The 15,153-nt window shown below is 72.8% G+C and carries 14 protein-coding genes; 9 read left to right on the top strand and 5 right to left on the bottom strand.

Features of this window, described 5'->3' with window-relative positions; all coding sequences use genetic code 11:
- The first annotated feature begins 11 nt into the window (after positions 1-11).
- The 8 genes from rapZ to NXY84_RS12425 all read left to right on the top strand — a co-directional run bounded on the left by rapZ (position 12) and on the right by NXY84_RS12425 (position 7,099).
- Positions 12-956, top strand: a complete 945-nt coding sequence (rapZ, locus tag NXY84_RS12460; RefSeq protein WP_258723406.1) for an RNase adapter RapZ — start codon at positions 12-14, stop codon at positions 954-956.
- A complete protein-coding gene (locus NXY84_RS12455) occupies positions 953-1,942 on the top strand; it encodes a gluconeogenesis factor YvcK family protein (protein ID WP_258723405.1) in 990 nt (329 codons plus the stop codon). Before rapZ ends, NXY84_RS12455 begins: the two co-directional genes overlap by 4 nt.
- A gap of 25 nt (positions 1,943-1,967) precedes the next feature.
- Positions 1,968-2,948: a DNA-binding protein WhiA gene (gene whiA / locus NXY84_RS12450; protein WP_183294629.1), complete on the top strand. Its 981-nt coding sequence runs from the start codon at positions 1,968-1,970 to the stop codon at positions 2,946-2,948.
- Between the two features lie 246 nt (positions 2,949-3,194).
- Positions 3,195-4,202, top strand: a complete 1,008-nt coding sequence (gene gap / locus NXY84_RS12445) for a type I glyceraldehyde-3-phosphate dehydrogenase (protein ID WP_258723404.1) — start codon at positions 3,195-3,197, stop codon at positions 4,200-4,202.
- Between the two features lie 136 nt (positions 4,203-4,338).
- Positions 4,339-5,538 (top strand): phosphoglycerate kinase, encoded by a 1,200-nt coding sequence (locus NXY84_RS12440; RefSeq protein WP_258723403.1) that lies wholly within the window; start codon positions 4,339-4,341, stop codon positions 5,536-5,538.
- Between the two features lie 4 nt (positions 5,539-5,542).
- Positions 5,543-6,337, top strand: a complete 795-nt coding sequence (gene tpiA / locus NXY84_RS12435) for a triose-phosphate isomerase (RefSeq protein ID WP_258723402.1) — start codon at positions 5,543-5,545, stop codon at positions 6,335-6,337.
- A 162-nt stretch (positions 6,338-6,499) separates the two neighbouring features.
- A complete protein-coding gene (gene secG / locus NXY84_RS12430; protein ID WP_258723401.1) occupies positions 6,500-6,742 on the top strand; it encodes a preprotein translocase subunit SecG in 243 nt (80 codons plus the stop codon).
- A 9-nt stretch (positions 6,743-6,751) separates the two neighbouring features.
- Complete coding sequence (locus NXY84_RS12425) at positions 6,752-7,099, top strand: RNA polymerase-binding protein RbpA (protein WP_034624303.1); 348 nt, start codon at positions 6,752-6,754, stop codon at positions 7,097-7,099.
- Positions 7,100-7,179: 80 nt separating this feature from the next.
- On the opposite strand, the gene pgl is transcribed toward NXY84_RS12425, so the two are convergent.
- The 5 genes from pgl to tkt all read right to left on the bottom strand — a co-directional run bounded on the left by pgl (position 7,180) and on the right by tkt (position 13,790).
- Positions 7,180-7,986 carry a 6-phosphogluconolactonase gene (gene pgl, locus NXY84_RS12420; protein ID WP_258723400.1) on the bottom strand — a complete coding sequence of 269 codons (807 nt, stop codon included), beginning with the start codon at positions 7,984-7,986 and terminating at the stop codon, positions 7,180-7,182.
- Positions 7,983-8,900 (bottom strand): glucose-6-phosphate dehydrogenase assembly protein OpcA, encoded by a 918-nt coding sequence (gene opcA / locus NXY84_RS12415; RefSeq protein WP_258723399.1) that lies wholly within the window; start codon positions 8,898-8,900, stop codon positions 7,983-7,985. Before opcA ends, pgl begins: the two co-directional genes overlap by 4 nt.
- Positions 8,897-10,438 (bottom strand): glucose-6-phosphate dehydrogenase, encoded by a 1,542-nt coding sequence (gene zwf, locus NXY84_RS12410; protein ID WP_258723398.1) that lies wholly within the window; start codon positions 10,436-10,438, stop codon positions 8,897-8,899. The genes opcA and zwf overlap by 4 nt, the downstream gene beginning before the upstream one ends.
- The gene (gene tal, locus NXY84_RS12405) at positions 10,435-11,556 is read right to left on the bottom strand and encodes a transaldolase (protein WP_258723397.1); all 1,122 of its coding nucleotides are present in this window, start codon (positions 11,554-11,556) and stop codon (positions 10,435-10,437) included. The genes zwf and tal overlap by 4 nt, the downstream gene beginning before the upstream one ends.
- A gap of 65 nt (positions 11,557-11,621) precedes the next feature.
- The gene (tkt, locus tag NXY84_RS12400) at positions 11,622-13,790 is read right to left on the bottom strand and encodes a transketolase (protein WP_258723396.1); all 2,169 of its coding nucleotides are present in this window, start codon (positions 13,788-13,790) and stop codon (positions 11,622-11,624) included.
- Positions 13,791-14,261: 471 nt separating this feature from the next.
- Between tkt and NXY84_RS12395 the strand changes: the two genes are divergently transcribed.
- Positions 14,262-15,140 (top strand): heme o synthase, encoded by an 879-nt coding sequence (locus NXY84_RS12395; protein WP_258727204.1) that lies wholly within the window; start codon positions 14,262-14,264, stop codon positions 15,138-15,140.
- Positions 15,141-15,153 lie beyond the last annotated feature (13 nt).

Raw genomic sequence — 15,153 nt, 5'->3', positions numbered from 1 at the left:
ATGCTGAGCCTATGAGCGACGAGCCCTCGCCGATCACCGTCCCCTCCGGGATCCCCGCCCTCGAGGCGGCCGCGGAGGCGCCGCGCCTGATCGCTCCCCAGGTCCTGATCATCACGGGCATGTCCGGCGCCGGCCGCACCCGCGCCGCGGCGGTGCTGGAGGACCTCGACTGGTACGTCGTCGACAACCTCCCGGCGCAGATGCTCGTCCACCTCGTCGGTCTCGTGGCGAAGGGCGGCCCAGGCGGCGGCCAGCAGCGGATCGCGGCGGTCGTCGACGTGCGGACGCGGGAGTTCTTCGCGGACCTCGCCGAGGTGCTCGCCGGGCTGCGCGCGACCGGCACCGACTACCGGATCCTCTTCCTCGACTCCTCCGACGAGGTCCTGGTCCGCCGCTTCGAGCAGGTGCGCCGGCCGCACCCGCTCCAGGGCGACGGGCGGATCCTCGACGGGATCGAGGCCGAGCGCGCGCTCCTCGCGGACATCCGCGAGCGCGCCGACGTGCTGATCGACACCTCCGAGCTGAGCGTCCACGACCTCGCGCGCGAGGTGCGCTCGGCGGTCACGGGCGACGGCGAGGACGTGCTGCGCGTCAACATCGTGTCGTTCGGCTTCAAGTACGGCCTGCCGCTCGACGCCGACCACGTCGTCGACGTCCGCTTCCTGTCCAACCCGTACTGGATCACCGAGCTGCGCCACCTCACCGGCCGGGACGAGCCCGTCCGCAACTACGTGCTGGGGCTGCCGGGCGCGACCGACTTCGTCGACCGCTACGCGTCCGCGCTGGAGCCGGTGCTCGCCGGCTACCTGCACGAGGAGAAGCGCTACGTCACGATCGCCGTCGGCTGCACGGGCGGCAAGCACCGCTCCGTGGCGGTCAGCGACGCGCTCGCCCGCCGCCTGCGGGAGCGGGGTCAGCGCGTGACCGTGACCGCGCGCGACCTCGGCAAGGAATGAGCGCGGCACGCGCGGCGGACCCGACCTACCTGGCCCCGGCGTTCGTGGCGCTCGGGGGAGGGCACGGGCTCTCGGCGACGCTGTCGGCGCTGCGGCTCATGTCGGACCGGCTCACCGCGGTGGTGACGGTCGCGGACGACGGCGGCTCGTCGGGCCGCCTGCGGGACGAGCTGGGCGTGCTGCCACCCGGGGACCTGCGCATGGCGCTCGCCGCCCTGTGCGACGACTCCGACTGGGGCCGGACGTGGCGTGACGTGCTCCAGCACCGCTTCTCCTCGTCGGGCGACCTCGACCGGCACGCGGTCGGCAACCTGCTGATCGTCGCGCTGTGGGAGCTCCTCGACGACACCGTCGAGGGACTCGACTGGGTCGGGAAGCTGCTCGGGGCGCGCGGTCGGGTGCTGCCGATGTCGGCGGTGCCGCTCGACATCGAGGCGGACGTCGAGGACGGCACGGGCCGGACGAGCGTGGTGCGCGGGCAGAGCGCGGTGGCGGTCACGACGGACCGCATCGCGCAGGTGCGCCTCGTCCCGGGGTCGCCGCCCGCGTGCGTCGAGGCGGTCGCCGCGGTCGACGCGGCGGACTGGGTGGTCCTCGGGCCGGGCTCGTGGTTCACGTCCGTGCTGCCCCACCTGCTGGTGCCGGAGCTCTCGGCCGCGCTGCACCGGACCGCGGCGCGGCGCGTCGTCGTGCTCAACCTCTCGCCGGACGCGGGGGAGACCGCGGGCATGTGCGCCGAGGAGCACCTCGCCGTGCTGCACGAGCACGCGCCCGGGCTGCACCTGGACGCGATCGTCGCCGACCCCGGTGCGGTCGACGACGTCGACGTGCTCATGACCAGGGCAGCGGCGTTCGGCGCGCGCGTCCTGCTGCGTCAGGTCCGGGTCGGGGACGGGTCCGCGCGGCACGACCCGCTGCGTCTCGCGGCGGCGCTGCGGGACGTCGTGGAGGGCTACCTCGGGGACGTCGGTACCCGCACGAGCTGACCTCAGGTGGTGGCAGGATGACGCCATGGCGCTGACGGCACAGGTGAAGGATGAGCTGGCACGGCTCCAGGTGGACAAGACGTCCTGCCGCAAGGCCGAGGTCTCCGCGACCCTGAGGTTCGCGGGCGGGCTGCACATCATCTCCGGCCGCATCGTGATCGAGGCCGAGCTGGACACGGGGATCGCGGCCCGACGGCTGCGCCAGGCGATCGCCGAGGTCTACGGGCACGGCAGCGACGTCATCGTGGTCTCGGCCGGCGGGCTGCGCCGCGGCAGCCGGTACGTGGTGCGGGTCGTCAAGGACGGGGAGTCGCTCGCGCGGCAGACCGGCCTGCTCGACAACCGCGGCCGCCCGGTGCGCGGGCTGCCGCCCCAGGTCGTGTCCGCCGGTGTCGGGGAGGCCGAGGCGGCGTGGCGTGGGGCGTTCCTCGCGCACGGCTCGCTGACGGAGCCGGGGCGGTCGTCGTCGCTCGAGATCACGTGCCCGGGACCCGAGGCGGCGCTCGCGCTGGTCGGGGCCGCACGCCGGCTCGGCATCACCGCGAAGGCGCGCGAGGTGCGCGGGGTCGATCGCGTGGTGATCCGGGACGGCGACGCGATCAGCGCGATGCTGGCCCGGCTCGGCGCGCACGACACGATGCTCGTGTGGGAGGAGCGGCGCGTGCGCCGCGAGGTGCGGGGCACCGCGAACCGGCTCGCCAACTTCGACGACGCGAACCTGCGCCGGTCGGCGCGCGCGGCGGTGGCCGCGGGGGCCCGCGTCGAGCGTGCGTTCGAGATCCTCGGTGCCGACCTGCCCGAGCACCTGCGCGAGGCCGGCGAGCTGCGGCTCGCGCACAAGCAGGCGTCGCTCGAGGAGCTCGGGAAGCTCGCGGACCCCGTGCTGACCAAGGACGCGGTCGCCGGACGGATCCGCCGCCTGCTCGCGACGGCCGACAAGCGGGCCGCCGAGCTGGGCATCCCGGACACCGAGGCGGGCCTCGCGCCGGAGCTGCTCGACCTGTAGCCGCGGCACCACCGGCCGCCCGCGAGCCGCCCACCTGCGGACCCGTCTCAGCGCGGACCATGGTCCCGGCGTGAGGTCGGTCACGGGTATAGGCTCAAGAACATCCGGTGGAGGTCAAGAGTCGGCCGCGCGCACAGCGTGGCCGTCGCTCGGCAGCCACCGGTGGAGCGCACATCGGCGTGCGTGCTCGTCAATCACCGCAACTGTGTGCGCCGGCCCCTCGTCGGCGCGTGCCGAGGAGGGCAAGTGACCATCCGCGTCGGTATCAACGGCTTCGGCCGCATCGGACGTAACTTCTACCGGGCGATTCTCGCGTCCGGGGCGGACATCGAGATCGTCGGTGTCAACGACCTCACGGACAACAAGACCCTGGCGCACCTGCTGAAGTACGACTCCGTCCTGGGGCGTCTCCCGGTCGAGGTCACCTACGACGAGAAGTCGATCATCGTCGACGGCAAGGCCATCCGCGCGCTCGAGGAGCGCGACCCGGCGAACCTCCCTTGGGGCGAGCTCGGTGCGGACATCGTCATCGAGTCCACGGGCTTCTTCACGGACGCGACCAAGGCGAAGGCGCACATCGACGCCGGCGCCAAGAAGGTCATCATCTCGGCCCCCGCCAAGAACGAGGACGGCACGTTCGTCGTCGGTGTCAACCACACCGACTACGACGCCGCGACGCAGCACATCATCTCGAACGCGTCCTGCACCACGAACTGCCTCGCGCCGCTCGCGAAGGTCCTCGACGAGGCCTTCGGCATCGAGCGTGGTCTCATGACCACGATCCACGCCTACACGGGCGACCAGAACCTCCAGGACGGCCCCCACAAGGACCTGCGCCGTGCGCGCGCCGCCGCCCTGAACATCGTCCCGACGTCGACGGGTGCGGCCAAGGCCGTCGCCCTCGTGCTCCCGCAGCTCAAGGGCAAGCTCGACGGCTACGCGCTGCGCGTCCCGGTCCCGACCGGCTCGGCCACGGACCTCACGTTCACGGCGGGTCGCGAGACGACCGTCGACGAGGTCAACGCCGCTGTCAAGGCCGCTGCCGAGTCGGACGCCCTCCAGGGCATCCTCGTCTACACCGAGGACGAGATCGTCTCGAGCGACATCGTCACGGACCCGGCCTCGAGCATCTTCGACGCCAAGCTGACGAAGGTCATCGGCGACCAGGTCAAGGTCGTCGCCTGGTACGACAACGAGTGGGGCTACTCGAACCGCCTCGTGGACCTCACGGTCTACGTGGGCGAGCGTCTCTGACGCGTCGTCCCCCCACCAGCACGACAATGCGTCCGCGTGCGCCGCACGGCCCTCGGGTCGCGGGGCGCACGCGGACGTCGTCATGTCCCGGGCGGTCGGGCTCGTGCCCCGCTGCCCCGAGTCAGGAAGTAGGACCATGAAGACCATCGAGGACCTCGGGGACCTGCGCGGCAAGCGCGTCCTCGTCCGTTCCGACTTCAACGTGCCGCTCGACGGCACGACGATCACGGACGACGGCCGCGTGCGCGCGGCGCTCCCCACGCTCACGGCGCTGCTCGACGCCGGCGCCCGCGTGGTCGTGACCGCCCACCTGGGCCGCCCCAAGGGCGCCCCGGAGGACAAGTACTCGCTCGCGCCCGTCGCCGCCCGGCTGGGCGAGCTGCTGGGCAAGCCTGTCGCGCTCGCGGAGGACACCATCGGCGAGTCGGCGCGCGAGACCGTCGCCGCGCTCGGTGACGGCGAGATCGCTCTGCTCGAGAACATCCGCTTCGACCCGCGCGAGACCTCGAAGGTCGACGCGGAGCGTGCGGAGCTCGCCGGCGAGCTCGCCTCCCTCGCGGACGCGTACGTCTCCGACGGCTTCGGCGTCGTGCACCGCAAGCAGGCGTCGGTCTACGACGTCGCGCAGGTGCTGCCCGCCGCGGTCGGCAAGCTCGTCCTCAAGGAGGTCGACTCGCTGCGCAAGGCGACCGAGGACCCGGAGCGCCCCTACGCGGTCGTGCTCGGCGGCTCGAAGGTCTCCGACAAGCTCGGCGTCATCGCGAACCTGCTGACCAAGGCGGACCGCCTGCTCATCGGCGGCGGCATGGTCTTCACCTTCCTCGCGGCGAAGGGCTACTCGGTCGGGAAGTCGCTGCTCGAGGAGGACCAGATCGAGACCGTCAAGGGCTACCTGGCGCAGGCCGAGGAGCGCGGCGTCGAGATCGTCCTCCCGACGGACATCGTCGTCGCGGACGCCTTCGCGGCGGACTCCCCGCACGACGTGGTCGCGGCCGACGCGATCCCCGACGAGCGCATCGGCCTCGACATCGGCCCGGCGTCCGCCGAGCTCTTCCGCAGCAAGCTCGTCGACGCGAAGACGGTCGTCTGGAACGGGCCCGCGGGCGTGTTCGAGTTCGAGGCGTTCTCGGGCGGCACGCGTGCGGTGGCGCAGGCCATCATCGACGCCGGCGCGAACGGCGCGTTCACGATCGTCGGCGGTGGCGACTCCGCCGCCGCCGTCCGGATCCTCGGCTTCGACGAGGCCGGCTTCGGTCACATCTCGACGGGTGGCGGCGCCAGCCTCGAGTTCCTCGAGGGCAAGACCCTCCCCGGCATCGCCGTCCTGGAGGGCTGATCTCATGGCAACGCGCATCCCGCTCATCGCGGGCAACTGGAAGCTCAACCTCGACCACAACGAGGCGATCCACCTCGTGCAGAAGCTCGCGTGGTCGCTCAAGGACGCGAAGCACGACTTCGCGGCCGCCGAGGTCGTCGTGCTGCCGTCGTTCACGGCGATCCGCTCCGTGCAGACGCTCGTCGACGCCGACAAGCTCGAGATCGGCTACGGGGCGCAGGACGTCTCGGCGCACGCGAGCGGTGCCTACACCGGCGAGGTCTCGGCCGCGCAGCTCGCGAAGCTCGGCGTCAGCTACGTCGCCGTCGGCCACTCGGAGCGCCGTGAGTACCACGCGGAGTCGGACGCGGTCGTCGCGGCGAAGGCCGTCGCGGCTTTCGGCGCGGGCATCGTCCCGATCGTCTGCGTCGGCGAGGGCCTGGACGTCCGCAAGGCCGGCGAGCAGGTCTCCTACACGCTCGCGCAGCTCGAGGGCTCGCTCGCCGGGCTCACGCCCGAGCAGGTCGCGAAGGTCGTCATCGCGTACGAGCCCGTCTGGGCCATCGGCACCGGTGAGGTCGCGACGCCCGAGGACGCGCAGGAGGTCGCCGCGGCGATCCGTGCCCGCCTCGCGGAGCTCTACTCGGCCGAGATCGCCGACGCCGTCCGCGTGCTCTACGGCGGCTCGGTGAAGTCCTCGAACGTGGCCTCGATCCTCGACAAGGAGGACGTCGACGGCGCCCTCGTCGGCGGCGCGAGCCTCGACCCCGAGGAGTTCGCGAAGATCGCGCGCTTCCAGGCGCACAACGTCGGCCTGTAGGTCCCTGTACCACCGCGGACGGGTGCGCGCTCGACGAGCGCGCACCCGTCCCGTGGCGATGTTGGCCTTCCAGTGCCGGCGTCGCCTACCCTGTACCGCGGTCACCTGTACCGCACCCACCTTCGGGTGACGTCCCAGAACGAGTGAGGAACCGACGCCGACGTGGACGCCTTGCGCATCACCTTCCAGATCCTGCTGGTGCTGACCAGCGTCCTGCTGATCCCGCTGGTCCTGCTGCACAAGGGCAAGGGCGGCGGTCTGTCGGACATGTTCGGCGGTGGCATCACGAGCAGCGCAGGCAGCTCCGGGGTCGCCGAGCGCAACCTCAACCGCATCACCGTCACCGTCGCGATCGTGTGGGCGATCATCATCGTGCTGCTGGGCCTGATCCAGCGCGTGAGCTAGGGGGCCCTCGTGGCGAGTGGAAGCGCGATCCGGGGTTCGCGTGTCGGTGCGGGCCCGATGGGCGAGGCCGAGCGGGGGGACAGCGCGCCGCGCGTCTGGATCTCCTACTGGTGCGCCAACGGGCACGAGACCCGGCCCAGCTTCGCCGAGGAGGCCGCTGCCGAGGCGCCCGTGACGTGGGACTGCCCGCGCTGCGGCTTCCCGGCCGGGCAGGACGAGGCGAACCCGCCGTCGCCCTCGAAGAACGAGCCGTACAAGACGCACCTCGCCTACGTGAAGGAGCGTCGCTCCGACGAGGACGGCGAGGCGATCCTCGACGAGGCCCTCGCCGCGCTCCGCGCCCGCCGCGGGGGCTGACGCGAGCGCACCACCGACAGGCAGCGCGAAGGGCGCCTGACCGCGAGGTCAGGCGCCCTTCGTCGTGCCCGGCGGAAGCCTCAGGCCGGGATGCCCGCGGCGGCGGCGGCGTCGACGAGCCACAGCGTCCGCTCGCGCCCGTACGCCCCCGCGGCCGGCGTGGCGGCGACGTCGGCACCCGAGAGCGCTGCGCCGAGCTGCTCGGCCTTCTCGGCGCCGGCGACCACGAACCACACCTGGTGCGCGGCGTTGATCGCCTCGAACGTCAGCGACACGCGCTCGGGCGGCGGCTTCGGCGAGCCGTGCACGTCGACGGTGGGCGTCCCGGTCACCGTGAGCGCGTCGTGCCCGGGGAACAGCGACGCGACGTGCCCGTCCGGTCCCATCCCGAGCAGCAGCACGTCGAGCTCCGGTGCGGCGGCACCGTCGGCGGCGAAGCGCGCGAGCTCGGCGGCGTACGCCTCCGCGGACTGCTCGGGGGTGTCGACCCCGTCACCGAGCGGGGGCATCGCGTGCACGTTCTCCGCCGGCAGCACGTCCGCGAGGCCGGCGAGCAGCGCGTCGCGTGCCTGCGTCTCGTTGCGGTCCGGGTCCCCGGACGGCAGGAAGCGCTCGTCGCCCCACCACACGTGCACGCCGGACCAGTCGACGACGTCGCGGATCGGGCTGCGGGCCACGGCCCGGAGCAGCTCGATGCCGACGGTCCCCCCGGTCAGGCCGACGTGGACGGGGGAGTGCAGCGACTGCACGTCGAGCAGCCGCGTCAGCAGCCGCGCCGCGACCGCCTCCGCGAGCGTCCCGGCGTCCGGGTGCACGACGACGCGGCGCCGGTGGTGCGGCTGCCGCTCGGGAGCCGTCACGGACGGCTCGGGGGACGGGGTGCTCATGAGCTCAACCTCGCGAGGCCCTTCTGCAGCACCTCGCCGTAGACCTCGTCGGCGTCGAGCCGGCGCAGCTCCTCGGCGAGGCACTCGCGCAGCTGCCGGATCGGCAGGGCGATGCGGTGCTCGGGCTGGTCGGGCTGGATGAGCGCGGCCGTCTTGCCGTCCGGGCGGTCCAGGACGATCGGGCCGGAGGCGCGCTCGAGCCGGACCGTCGTGATCGCCGGGGCGTCGGCGATGCGCTCGACCTCGACGGGGCAGCGCAGCGACTGCGCGAGCCACGCGGCGATGAGGTCGACCGACGGGTGCGTGCTCTCGCCCGAGACGACGACCCGCTGGACCTGCTCGTACGGCGGCTGGTCGAGTGTCGCCGCGATGAGCCCGCGCCACAGGGTCGCGCGCGTCCACGCGAGGTCGGTGTCGCCCTCGGCGTAGACCTGCGCGAGCCGGCGCAGGACCTCGCCCGGCTTCGCGCACTGCGTCGAGTCCGTGATCCGGCGCTGGGCCATGCGGCCGAGCGGGTGCTGGGCCGGGTCCTCGGGGATCTCGTACGGCCACCACACCACGATGGGCGCGTCCGGCAGCAGGAGCGGCATCACGAGCGTGTCGAGGTGCTGGGCGAGCGGCCCGACCGGGCGCAGGACGATGACCTCGCTCGCGCCGGCGTCGCCGCCGAGCCGGATCTGCGCGTCGAGCCGGGACTCGCCCGCGGTGGTGTCCTCGGCGATGACGATGACGCGGCACGGGTGCTCGCGGCTCGCGTCGTTCGCCGCCTCGATCGCCTCCTCGGCGTCGTGGCCGTCGACGTCGATGATCAGCGTGAGCACGCGGCCGAGCGCGACCGCGCCGCCCTCGTCGCGCGCCTTGACGAGCCGGCGGTTGATCGCCCGCGTGCTCGTGCCGGGCAGGTCGATGATCACGGGAGCCTCCAGGCACGGCCGTCGCGGGCCATCATCTCGTCAGCGGAGTCGGGGCCCCACGTGCCCGAGCGGTACGGGTCGGGCGCGCCCTTGGACGCCCAGTACGAGGTGATCGGGTCGAGGATCTTCCAGGACAGCTCGACCTCCTCGTGCCGCGGGAACAGCGGCGGGTCGCCGAGCAGGACGTCGAGGATGAGCCGCTCGTAGGCCTCGGGGGAGGACTCCGTGAACGCGTGCCCGTACCCGAAGTCCATCGTGACGTCGCGGACGGCCATCGCGGTGCCGGGGACCTTCGCGCCGAACCGCAGCGTCACGCCCTCGTCGGGCTGGACCCGGATGACGAGCGCGTTCTGGCCGAGCTCCTCGGTCGCGGTCGTCTCGAACGGCAGGTGCGGGGCGCGCTTGAACACGACGGCGATCTCCGTGACGCGGCGCCCGAGGCGCTTGCCGGTGCGCAGGTAGAACGGCACGCCGGCCCAGCGGCGGGTGTCGATGTCGAGCCGGACGGCCGCGAACGTCTCCGTCGTCGAGGTGCTTGAGAAGCCCTCCTCCTCGAGGTACCCGACGACCTCCTCGGCGCCCTGCCACCCGGCGACGTACTGGCCGCGCGACGTGTGCCGGCCCAGGTCGCGGGGGAGCCGGACCGCCGAGAGGACCTTCTCCTTCTCGGCGCGGAGGTCGTCGGCGTCGAACGACACCGGCTCCTCCATCGCGGTCAGTGCGAGGAGCTGCAGGAGGTGGTTCTGGATGACGTCGCGCGCCGCCCCGATGCCGTCGTAGTAGCCGGCGCGCCCGCCGATGCCGATGTCCTCGGCCATCGTGATCTGGACGTGGTCGACGTAGTGCGAGTTCCAGATCGGCTCGAACAGCTGGTTCGCGAACCGCAGCGCGAGCAGGTTCTGGACCGTCTCCTTGCCGAGGTAGTGGTCGATCCGGAAGACGTCGTCCGGGCGGAAGACCTCGGAGACGACGTCGTTGAGCTCGCGCGCGCTCTGCAGGTCGTGGCCGAACGGCTTCTCGATGACGACGCGGCGCCAGGCACCCTCGCGGGGCTGCGAGAGCCCCGAGCGCGCGAGCTGCTGGCAGACCACCGGGAAGGAGCTCGGCGGCACCGACAGGTAGAACGCGTGGTTGCCGCCCGTCCCGCGCTTGGCGTCGAGGTCCTCGACGGTCTCGCGGAGCCGGTCGAACGCCGAGTCGTCGTCGAACGTGCCCTGGACGAACCGGATGCCCTCGGCGAGCTGGCGCCACGTCGCCTCGCGGAACGGCGTGCGCGCGTGCTCCTTGACCGAGTCGTGCACGATCTGCGCGAAGTCCTGGTCCTCCCAGTCGCGGCGGGCGAACCCCGTGAGCGCGAAGCCCGGGGGCAGCAGCCCCCGGTTGGTGAGGTCGTAGACCGCCGGCATGAGCTTCTTGCGCGCGAGGTCGCCCGTGACGCCGAAGATCACGAGGCCGCACGGCCCCGCGATCCTCGGCAGCCGACGGTCGCGCGGGTCGCGCAGCGGGTTGTTCGCCGCCGAGACCTTCGAGGGGCTCACCGGCTCACCCGTGCGAGGCCCTCGGTGACCGTCGCGAGCAGCTCCTGCCAGCTGGCCTCGAACTTCGACACGCCCTCGGTCTCGAGCGTCTCGGTGACCTCGTCGATCTCGATGCCCAGCGTCGCGAGGCCGTCGATCACGGCCTGCGCCTCGGCCTGCGTGCCCGTCACCGTGTCGCCGTGGATGTCGCCGTGGTCGGTGACCGCCTGGAGCGTGGCCTCGGGCATCGTGTTGACCACGCCGGCGACGACGAGCTCGTCGACGTAGCGCGTGTCGGGGTAGGCCTTGTCCTTCACGCCGGTCGACGCCCACAGCGGACGCTGCGGACGGGCACCGGCGTCCGCGAGCCGCTGCCAGCGCTCCGAGGCGATGACGTCCTCGTACACGCCGTAGGCGAGGCGGGCGTTCGCGATCGCCGCCTTGCCGCGCAGCTCCGCGGCCTCAGGGGTCCCGATCTCGTCGAGCCGCGGGTCGATCGCCGCGTCGACGCGCGAGACGAAGAACGACGCGACGGACGCGATCGGCGCCAGCTCGTGCCCGTTGGCCTGCGCCTTCTCCAGACCCTCGAGGAACGCGTCGAGCACGAGGCGGTACCGCTCGAGCGAGAAGATCAGCGTCACGTTGACGCTGATCCCCTCGCCGAGCACGGAGGTGATCGCCGCGAGACCCGCCTGGGTCGCCGGGATCTTGATGAGGACGTTGGGCCGGTCGACCGTCGTCCACAGCGCCTTGGCCGACGCGACGGTGCCCTCGGCGTCGCGAGCGAGCCGGGGGTCCACCTCGATCGACACGCGACCGTCGACGCCGCCCGTGCTCTCGTGCAGCGGGCGCAGCACGTCGGCCGCCTCCCGCACGTCGTCGGTCGTGATCGTGAAGACGGCCGTGTCGACGTCGGCGCCCTGGCCGGCGAGCTCACGGAGCTGCTCGTCGTAGGCGTCGCCCTTCGCGAGCGCGCTCGCGAAGATCGTCGGGTTCGTCGTCACGCCGACGACGCCGCGCGTCTCGACGAGCTCGGCGAGGTTCCCCGTGCGGAGTCGCTCGCGCGAGAGGTCGTCGAGCCAGATCGCGACCCCGGCCGCGGTGAGGCGGTCGAGAGAGCTGCTGCCGGACGGTGCCATGGTGGTTCCCCTTCCCTGCTGTTGCCGGTGCCCGGTGGTGCGGGCGCCGTGATGTCGGCGACGTGTCAGCGCTGGTCGCCGGTGCCGCTCTCCGTGGGCGTCGCGCCGGAGGAGGTCGGTGCGGCGTCGCCCGAGGCGGCGGCGATCGACTCGTGCGCGGCGGCGACGACGGCGTCGGCGGTGATGCCGAACTCCTCGTACAGCGTCTCGTACGCCGCGGAGGCGCCGTAGTGCTCGAGCGAGACGCTGCGGCCCGCGTCGCCGACGATCTTGTGCCACGACAGCGCGATGCCGGCCTCGACCGAGACGCGGGCACGCACGGACGCGGGCAGGACCTGCTCGCGGTAGTCCTCGTCCTGCTCGGTGAACCACTCGAGGCAGGGCGCCGAGACGACGCGGGTGCCGATGCCGGCCGCCTCGAGCGTCTCGCGCGCCGCGACGGCGAGCTGCACCTCGGAGCCTGTGCCGATGAGGATGACCTCGGGGGTCGGCGTGCTCGACTCGAGCAGCACGTAGGCGCCGCGCGCGACTCCCTCGGCGCCGGCGAAGCCGTCCTCGCCGCGCGGGAACGTCGGGACGTTCTGCCGCGTGAGGATGAGGCCGACCGGGCCGTCGGTGCGCTCGAGCGTGGCCTTCCACGCGGCGGTCGTCTCGTTGGCGTCGGCCGGGCGGACGACGGCCAGACCGGGGATGGCCCGGACGGCGGTGAGGTGCTCGACGGGCTGGTGCGTCGGGCCGTCCTCGCCGAGGCCGATCGAGTCGTGCGTCCACACGTAGATCGCCGGCACGCCCATGAGCGCCGCGAGCCGCACGGCGCCGCGCATGTAGTCGCTGAACGTGAAGAACGTGCCGCCGTACGCACGCGTCAGGCCGTGCAGCACGATGCCCGAGAGGATCGAGCCCATCGCGTGCTCGCGGATCCCGAAGTGCAGGGTGCGGCCGAACTCGTCGCCGGAGAACTCGTGCGTCGAGCGCTCGGCGGGCAGGAACGAGGGCTGGCCCTTCATCGTCGTGTTGTTCGAGCCGGCCAGGTCGGCCGAGCCGCCCCAGAGCTCGGGCAGCACGTCGGCGAGCGCCGAGAGCACCTCGCCGGACGCCGCACGCGTCGCGACGGCCTTGCCGGCGGGGAACGTCGGGAGCGCGTCGGCCCAGCCCGCCGGGAGCTCACCGGCGCGCAGCCGGTCGAGCAGCGCCGCGCGGTCGGGGTTGGCGGCGCGCCACGCCTCGAACTTCGGTGCCCACTCGGCCTGCGCCTGCGTGCCGCGCTCGAGCGCCTTGCGGGTGTGCTGGATGACCTCGGGCGCCACGTCGAACGTCGTCGAGGGGTCGAAGCCGAGGGCCTCCTTGAGGCCGCGGACCTCGTCGGTGCCGAGCTTCGAGCCGTGCGACCCGTGCGTGTTCTGCTTCGTCGGCGACGGCCACGCGATGATCGTGCGCAGACCGATGAACGACGGGCGGTCGGTGACGGCCTTGGCGGCCTCGATCGCGGCGTGCAGCGCGTCGACGTCCTCGACGTAGCCGTCCGCGCCCGCGGTCCAGTCGATGAACTGGACGTGCCAGCCGTACGCCTCGTAGCGCTTGAGGACGTCCTCGGTGAACGCGATCTCGGTGTCGCCCTCGATCGAGATGTGGTTGTCGTCCCACAGCACGATCAGGTTGCCGAGCTTCTGCGTCCCGGCGATCGACGACGCCTCGCTCGTGACGCCCTCCTGCAGGTCGCCGTCGGAGGCGATCACGTAGACGTGGTGGTCGAACGGGCTCTCGCCCGCGGGCGCCTCGGGGTCGAGGAGCCCGCGCTCGCGGCGCGCGGCCATCGCGAAGCCGACGGCGCTGGCGAGCCCCTGCCCGAGCGGGCCGGTCGTGATCTCGACGCCCTCGGTGTGCTTGTACTCGGGGTGGCCCGGGGTCTTCGAGCCCCACGTGCGCAGCGCCGCGATGTCCTCGAGCTCGAGGCCGAACCCGGCCAGGTAGAGCTGGATGTACTGCGTCAGGCTCGAGTGGCCCGCCGAGAGGACGAAGCGGTCGCGGCCGAGCCAGTGCGGGTCCGCGGGGTCGTGGCGCAGGACGTTCTGGTAGAGCAGGTACGCGGCGGGCGCGAGGCTGATCGCCGTGCCGGGGTGGCCGTTGCCGACCTTCTCCACCGCGTCGGCCGCGAGGACCCGGACGGTGTCGACCGCCTTGTGGTCGAGCTCGGTCCAACCGACGGTCTGTGCCTGGGGGGCCTTCGCGTTCACCGCACCTCATTCCCGCCGCGGGCTCGATGCTCGGGGCGTCGATCGAACTGGCCGGGCGACCCTCGGTGGGTGCCGGTCACATGGCGTCCGGGCGGGGCCGACGGCCTCGCGGCGCACTGTGCATATCGAGCCTATCTCGCATTCCTCGTCGCGCGCGGTGCCGTCCCACCGTAGCGGATAGCGCTTTCCCGGCGCCAGCGTCAGAGGCAAGGCGACCGATCTCACACCGCCCCGCAGTGCGCGGGTCGCGGTCCGGGGGCGGTCCGCGGGGAGCGGGGCCGTACGATGGCCGGGCGACCACCCGACGAGACGAACGGAAGACCGCAGCGCGTGCGCACCACGAGCCCCGCCCCCCTGGACGACGCCGGAGCGTCCGGACGAGCGACCCCGTGGCGGCCCACCGTCGTGAACGTCGCCCCCACCGCCGCGCGGACCGCGGACGCCGGCGCCGCCGACCGGGCGCGTCGGGTCCTGCGCCACCTCGGGGCGTACGTCGCCCTGACCAAGCCGCGCATCATCGAGCTGCTGCTCGTCACGACGCTCCCGACGATGATCCTGGCCGAGCGCGGGTTCCCGTCCGTGGGCCTCGTCCTCGCGACGCTCCTCGGGGGAGCGGCCGCCGCCGGCTCGGCGAACACACTCAACTGCTACCTCGACCGCGACATCGACGAGGTCATGAACCGCACGAAGCGCCGGCCGCTCGTCACGGGGGAGATCACCCCGCGCGCCGCGCTGGTGTTCGGCCTCGTGCTCGGGGCGCTGTCGATCGTCTGGTTCGCGCTCGTCGTCAACCCGGCCGCCGCGTGGCTCACGTTCGGCGCCATCGCGATCTACGTCGTCGGCTACACGATGATCCTCAAGCGGCGCACCGCGCAGAACATCGTCTGGGGCGGCGCCGCCGGCTGCATGCCCGTGCTCATCGGCTGGTCCGCGGTCACGGGCACCGTCTCGTGGGCCGCGGCGCTGCTGTTCGGCGTCATCTTCTTCTGGACCCCGCCGCACTACTGGCCGCTGTCGATGAAGTTCCGGCGCGAGTACGCCGCCGCGGGGGTCCCGATGCTCCCCGTCGTCGCGGCCGACACCAAGGTCGCCCGCGAGATGATCGCGTACACGATCGCGATGATCGCGTGCTCGCTCCTGCTCGTCCCCGTGGCCGGCATGACGTGGGTCTACTGCGTCGTCGCGCTCGGGCTCGGCGCCTGGTTCCTCTGGTCCTGCATCGGCCTCCTGCGGCGCGCCCAGGACCCGTCGCGCGGCAAGCTCGGCGCGATGAAGGTGTTCCACGGCTCGATCACCTACCTCACGCTCCTGTGCGTCGCCGTCGCGGTGGACGTCTTCCTCCCCCTCTGATCGCGGCCGGTCG

It is taken from the genome of Cellulomonas sp. NS3 (assembly GCF_024757985.1).
GTDB lineage: Bacteria > Actinomycetota > Actinomycetes > Actinomycetales > Cellulomonadaceae > Cellulomonas_A.
This window is presented reverse-complemented; position numbering and strand designations above follow the sequence as displayed.

What these genes read in the sequence shown, in the direction of transcription:
- rapZ (WP_258723406.1), top strand. Translation starts at nt 12, where the DNA reads ATGAGCGACGAGCCCTCGCCGATCACCGTCCCCTCCGGGATCCCCGCC.
- NXY84_RS12455 (WP_258723405.1), top strand. Translation starts at nt 953, where the DNA reads ATGAGCGCGGCACGCGCGGCGGACCCGACCTACCTGGCCCCGGCGTTC.
- whiA (WP_183294629.1), top strand. Translation starts at nt 1,968, where the DNA reads ATGGCGCTGACGGCACAGGTGAAGGATGAGCTGGCACGGCTCCAGGTG.
- NXY84_RS12440 (WP_258723403.1), top strand. Translation starts at nt 4,339, where the DNA reads ATGAAGACCATCGAGGACCTCGGGGACCTGCGCGGCAAGCGCGTCCTC.
- tpiA (WP_258723402.1), top strand. Translation starts at nt 5,543, where the DNA reads ATGGCAACGCGCATCCCGCTCATCGCGGGCAACTGGAAGCTCAACCTC.
- pgl (WP_258723400.1), bottom strand. Translation starts at nt 7,986, where the DNA reads ATGAGCACCCCGTCCCCCGAGCCGTCCGTGACGGCTCCCGAGCGGCAG.
- tal (WP_258723397.1), bottom strand. Translation starts at nt 11,556, where the DNA reads ATGGCACCGTCCGGCAGCAGCTCTCTCGACCGCCTCACCGCGGCCGGG.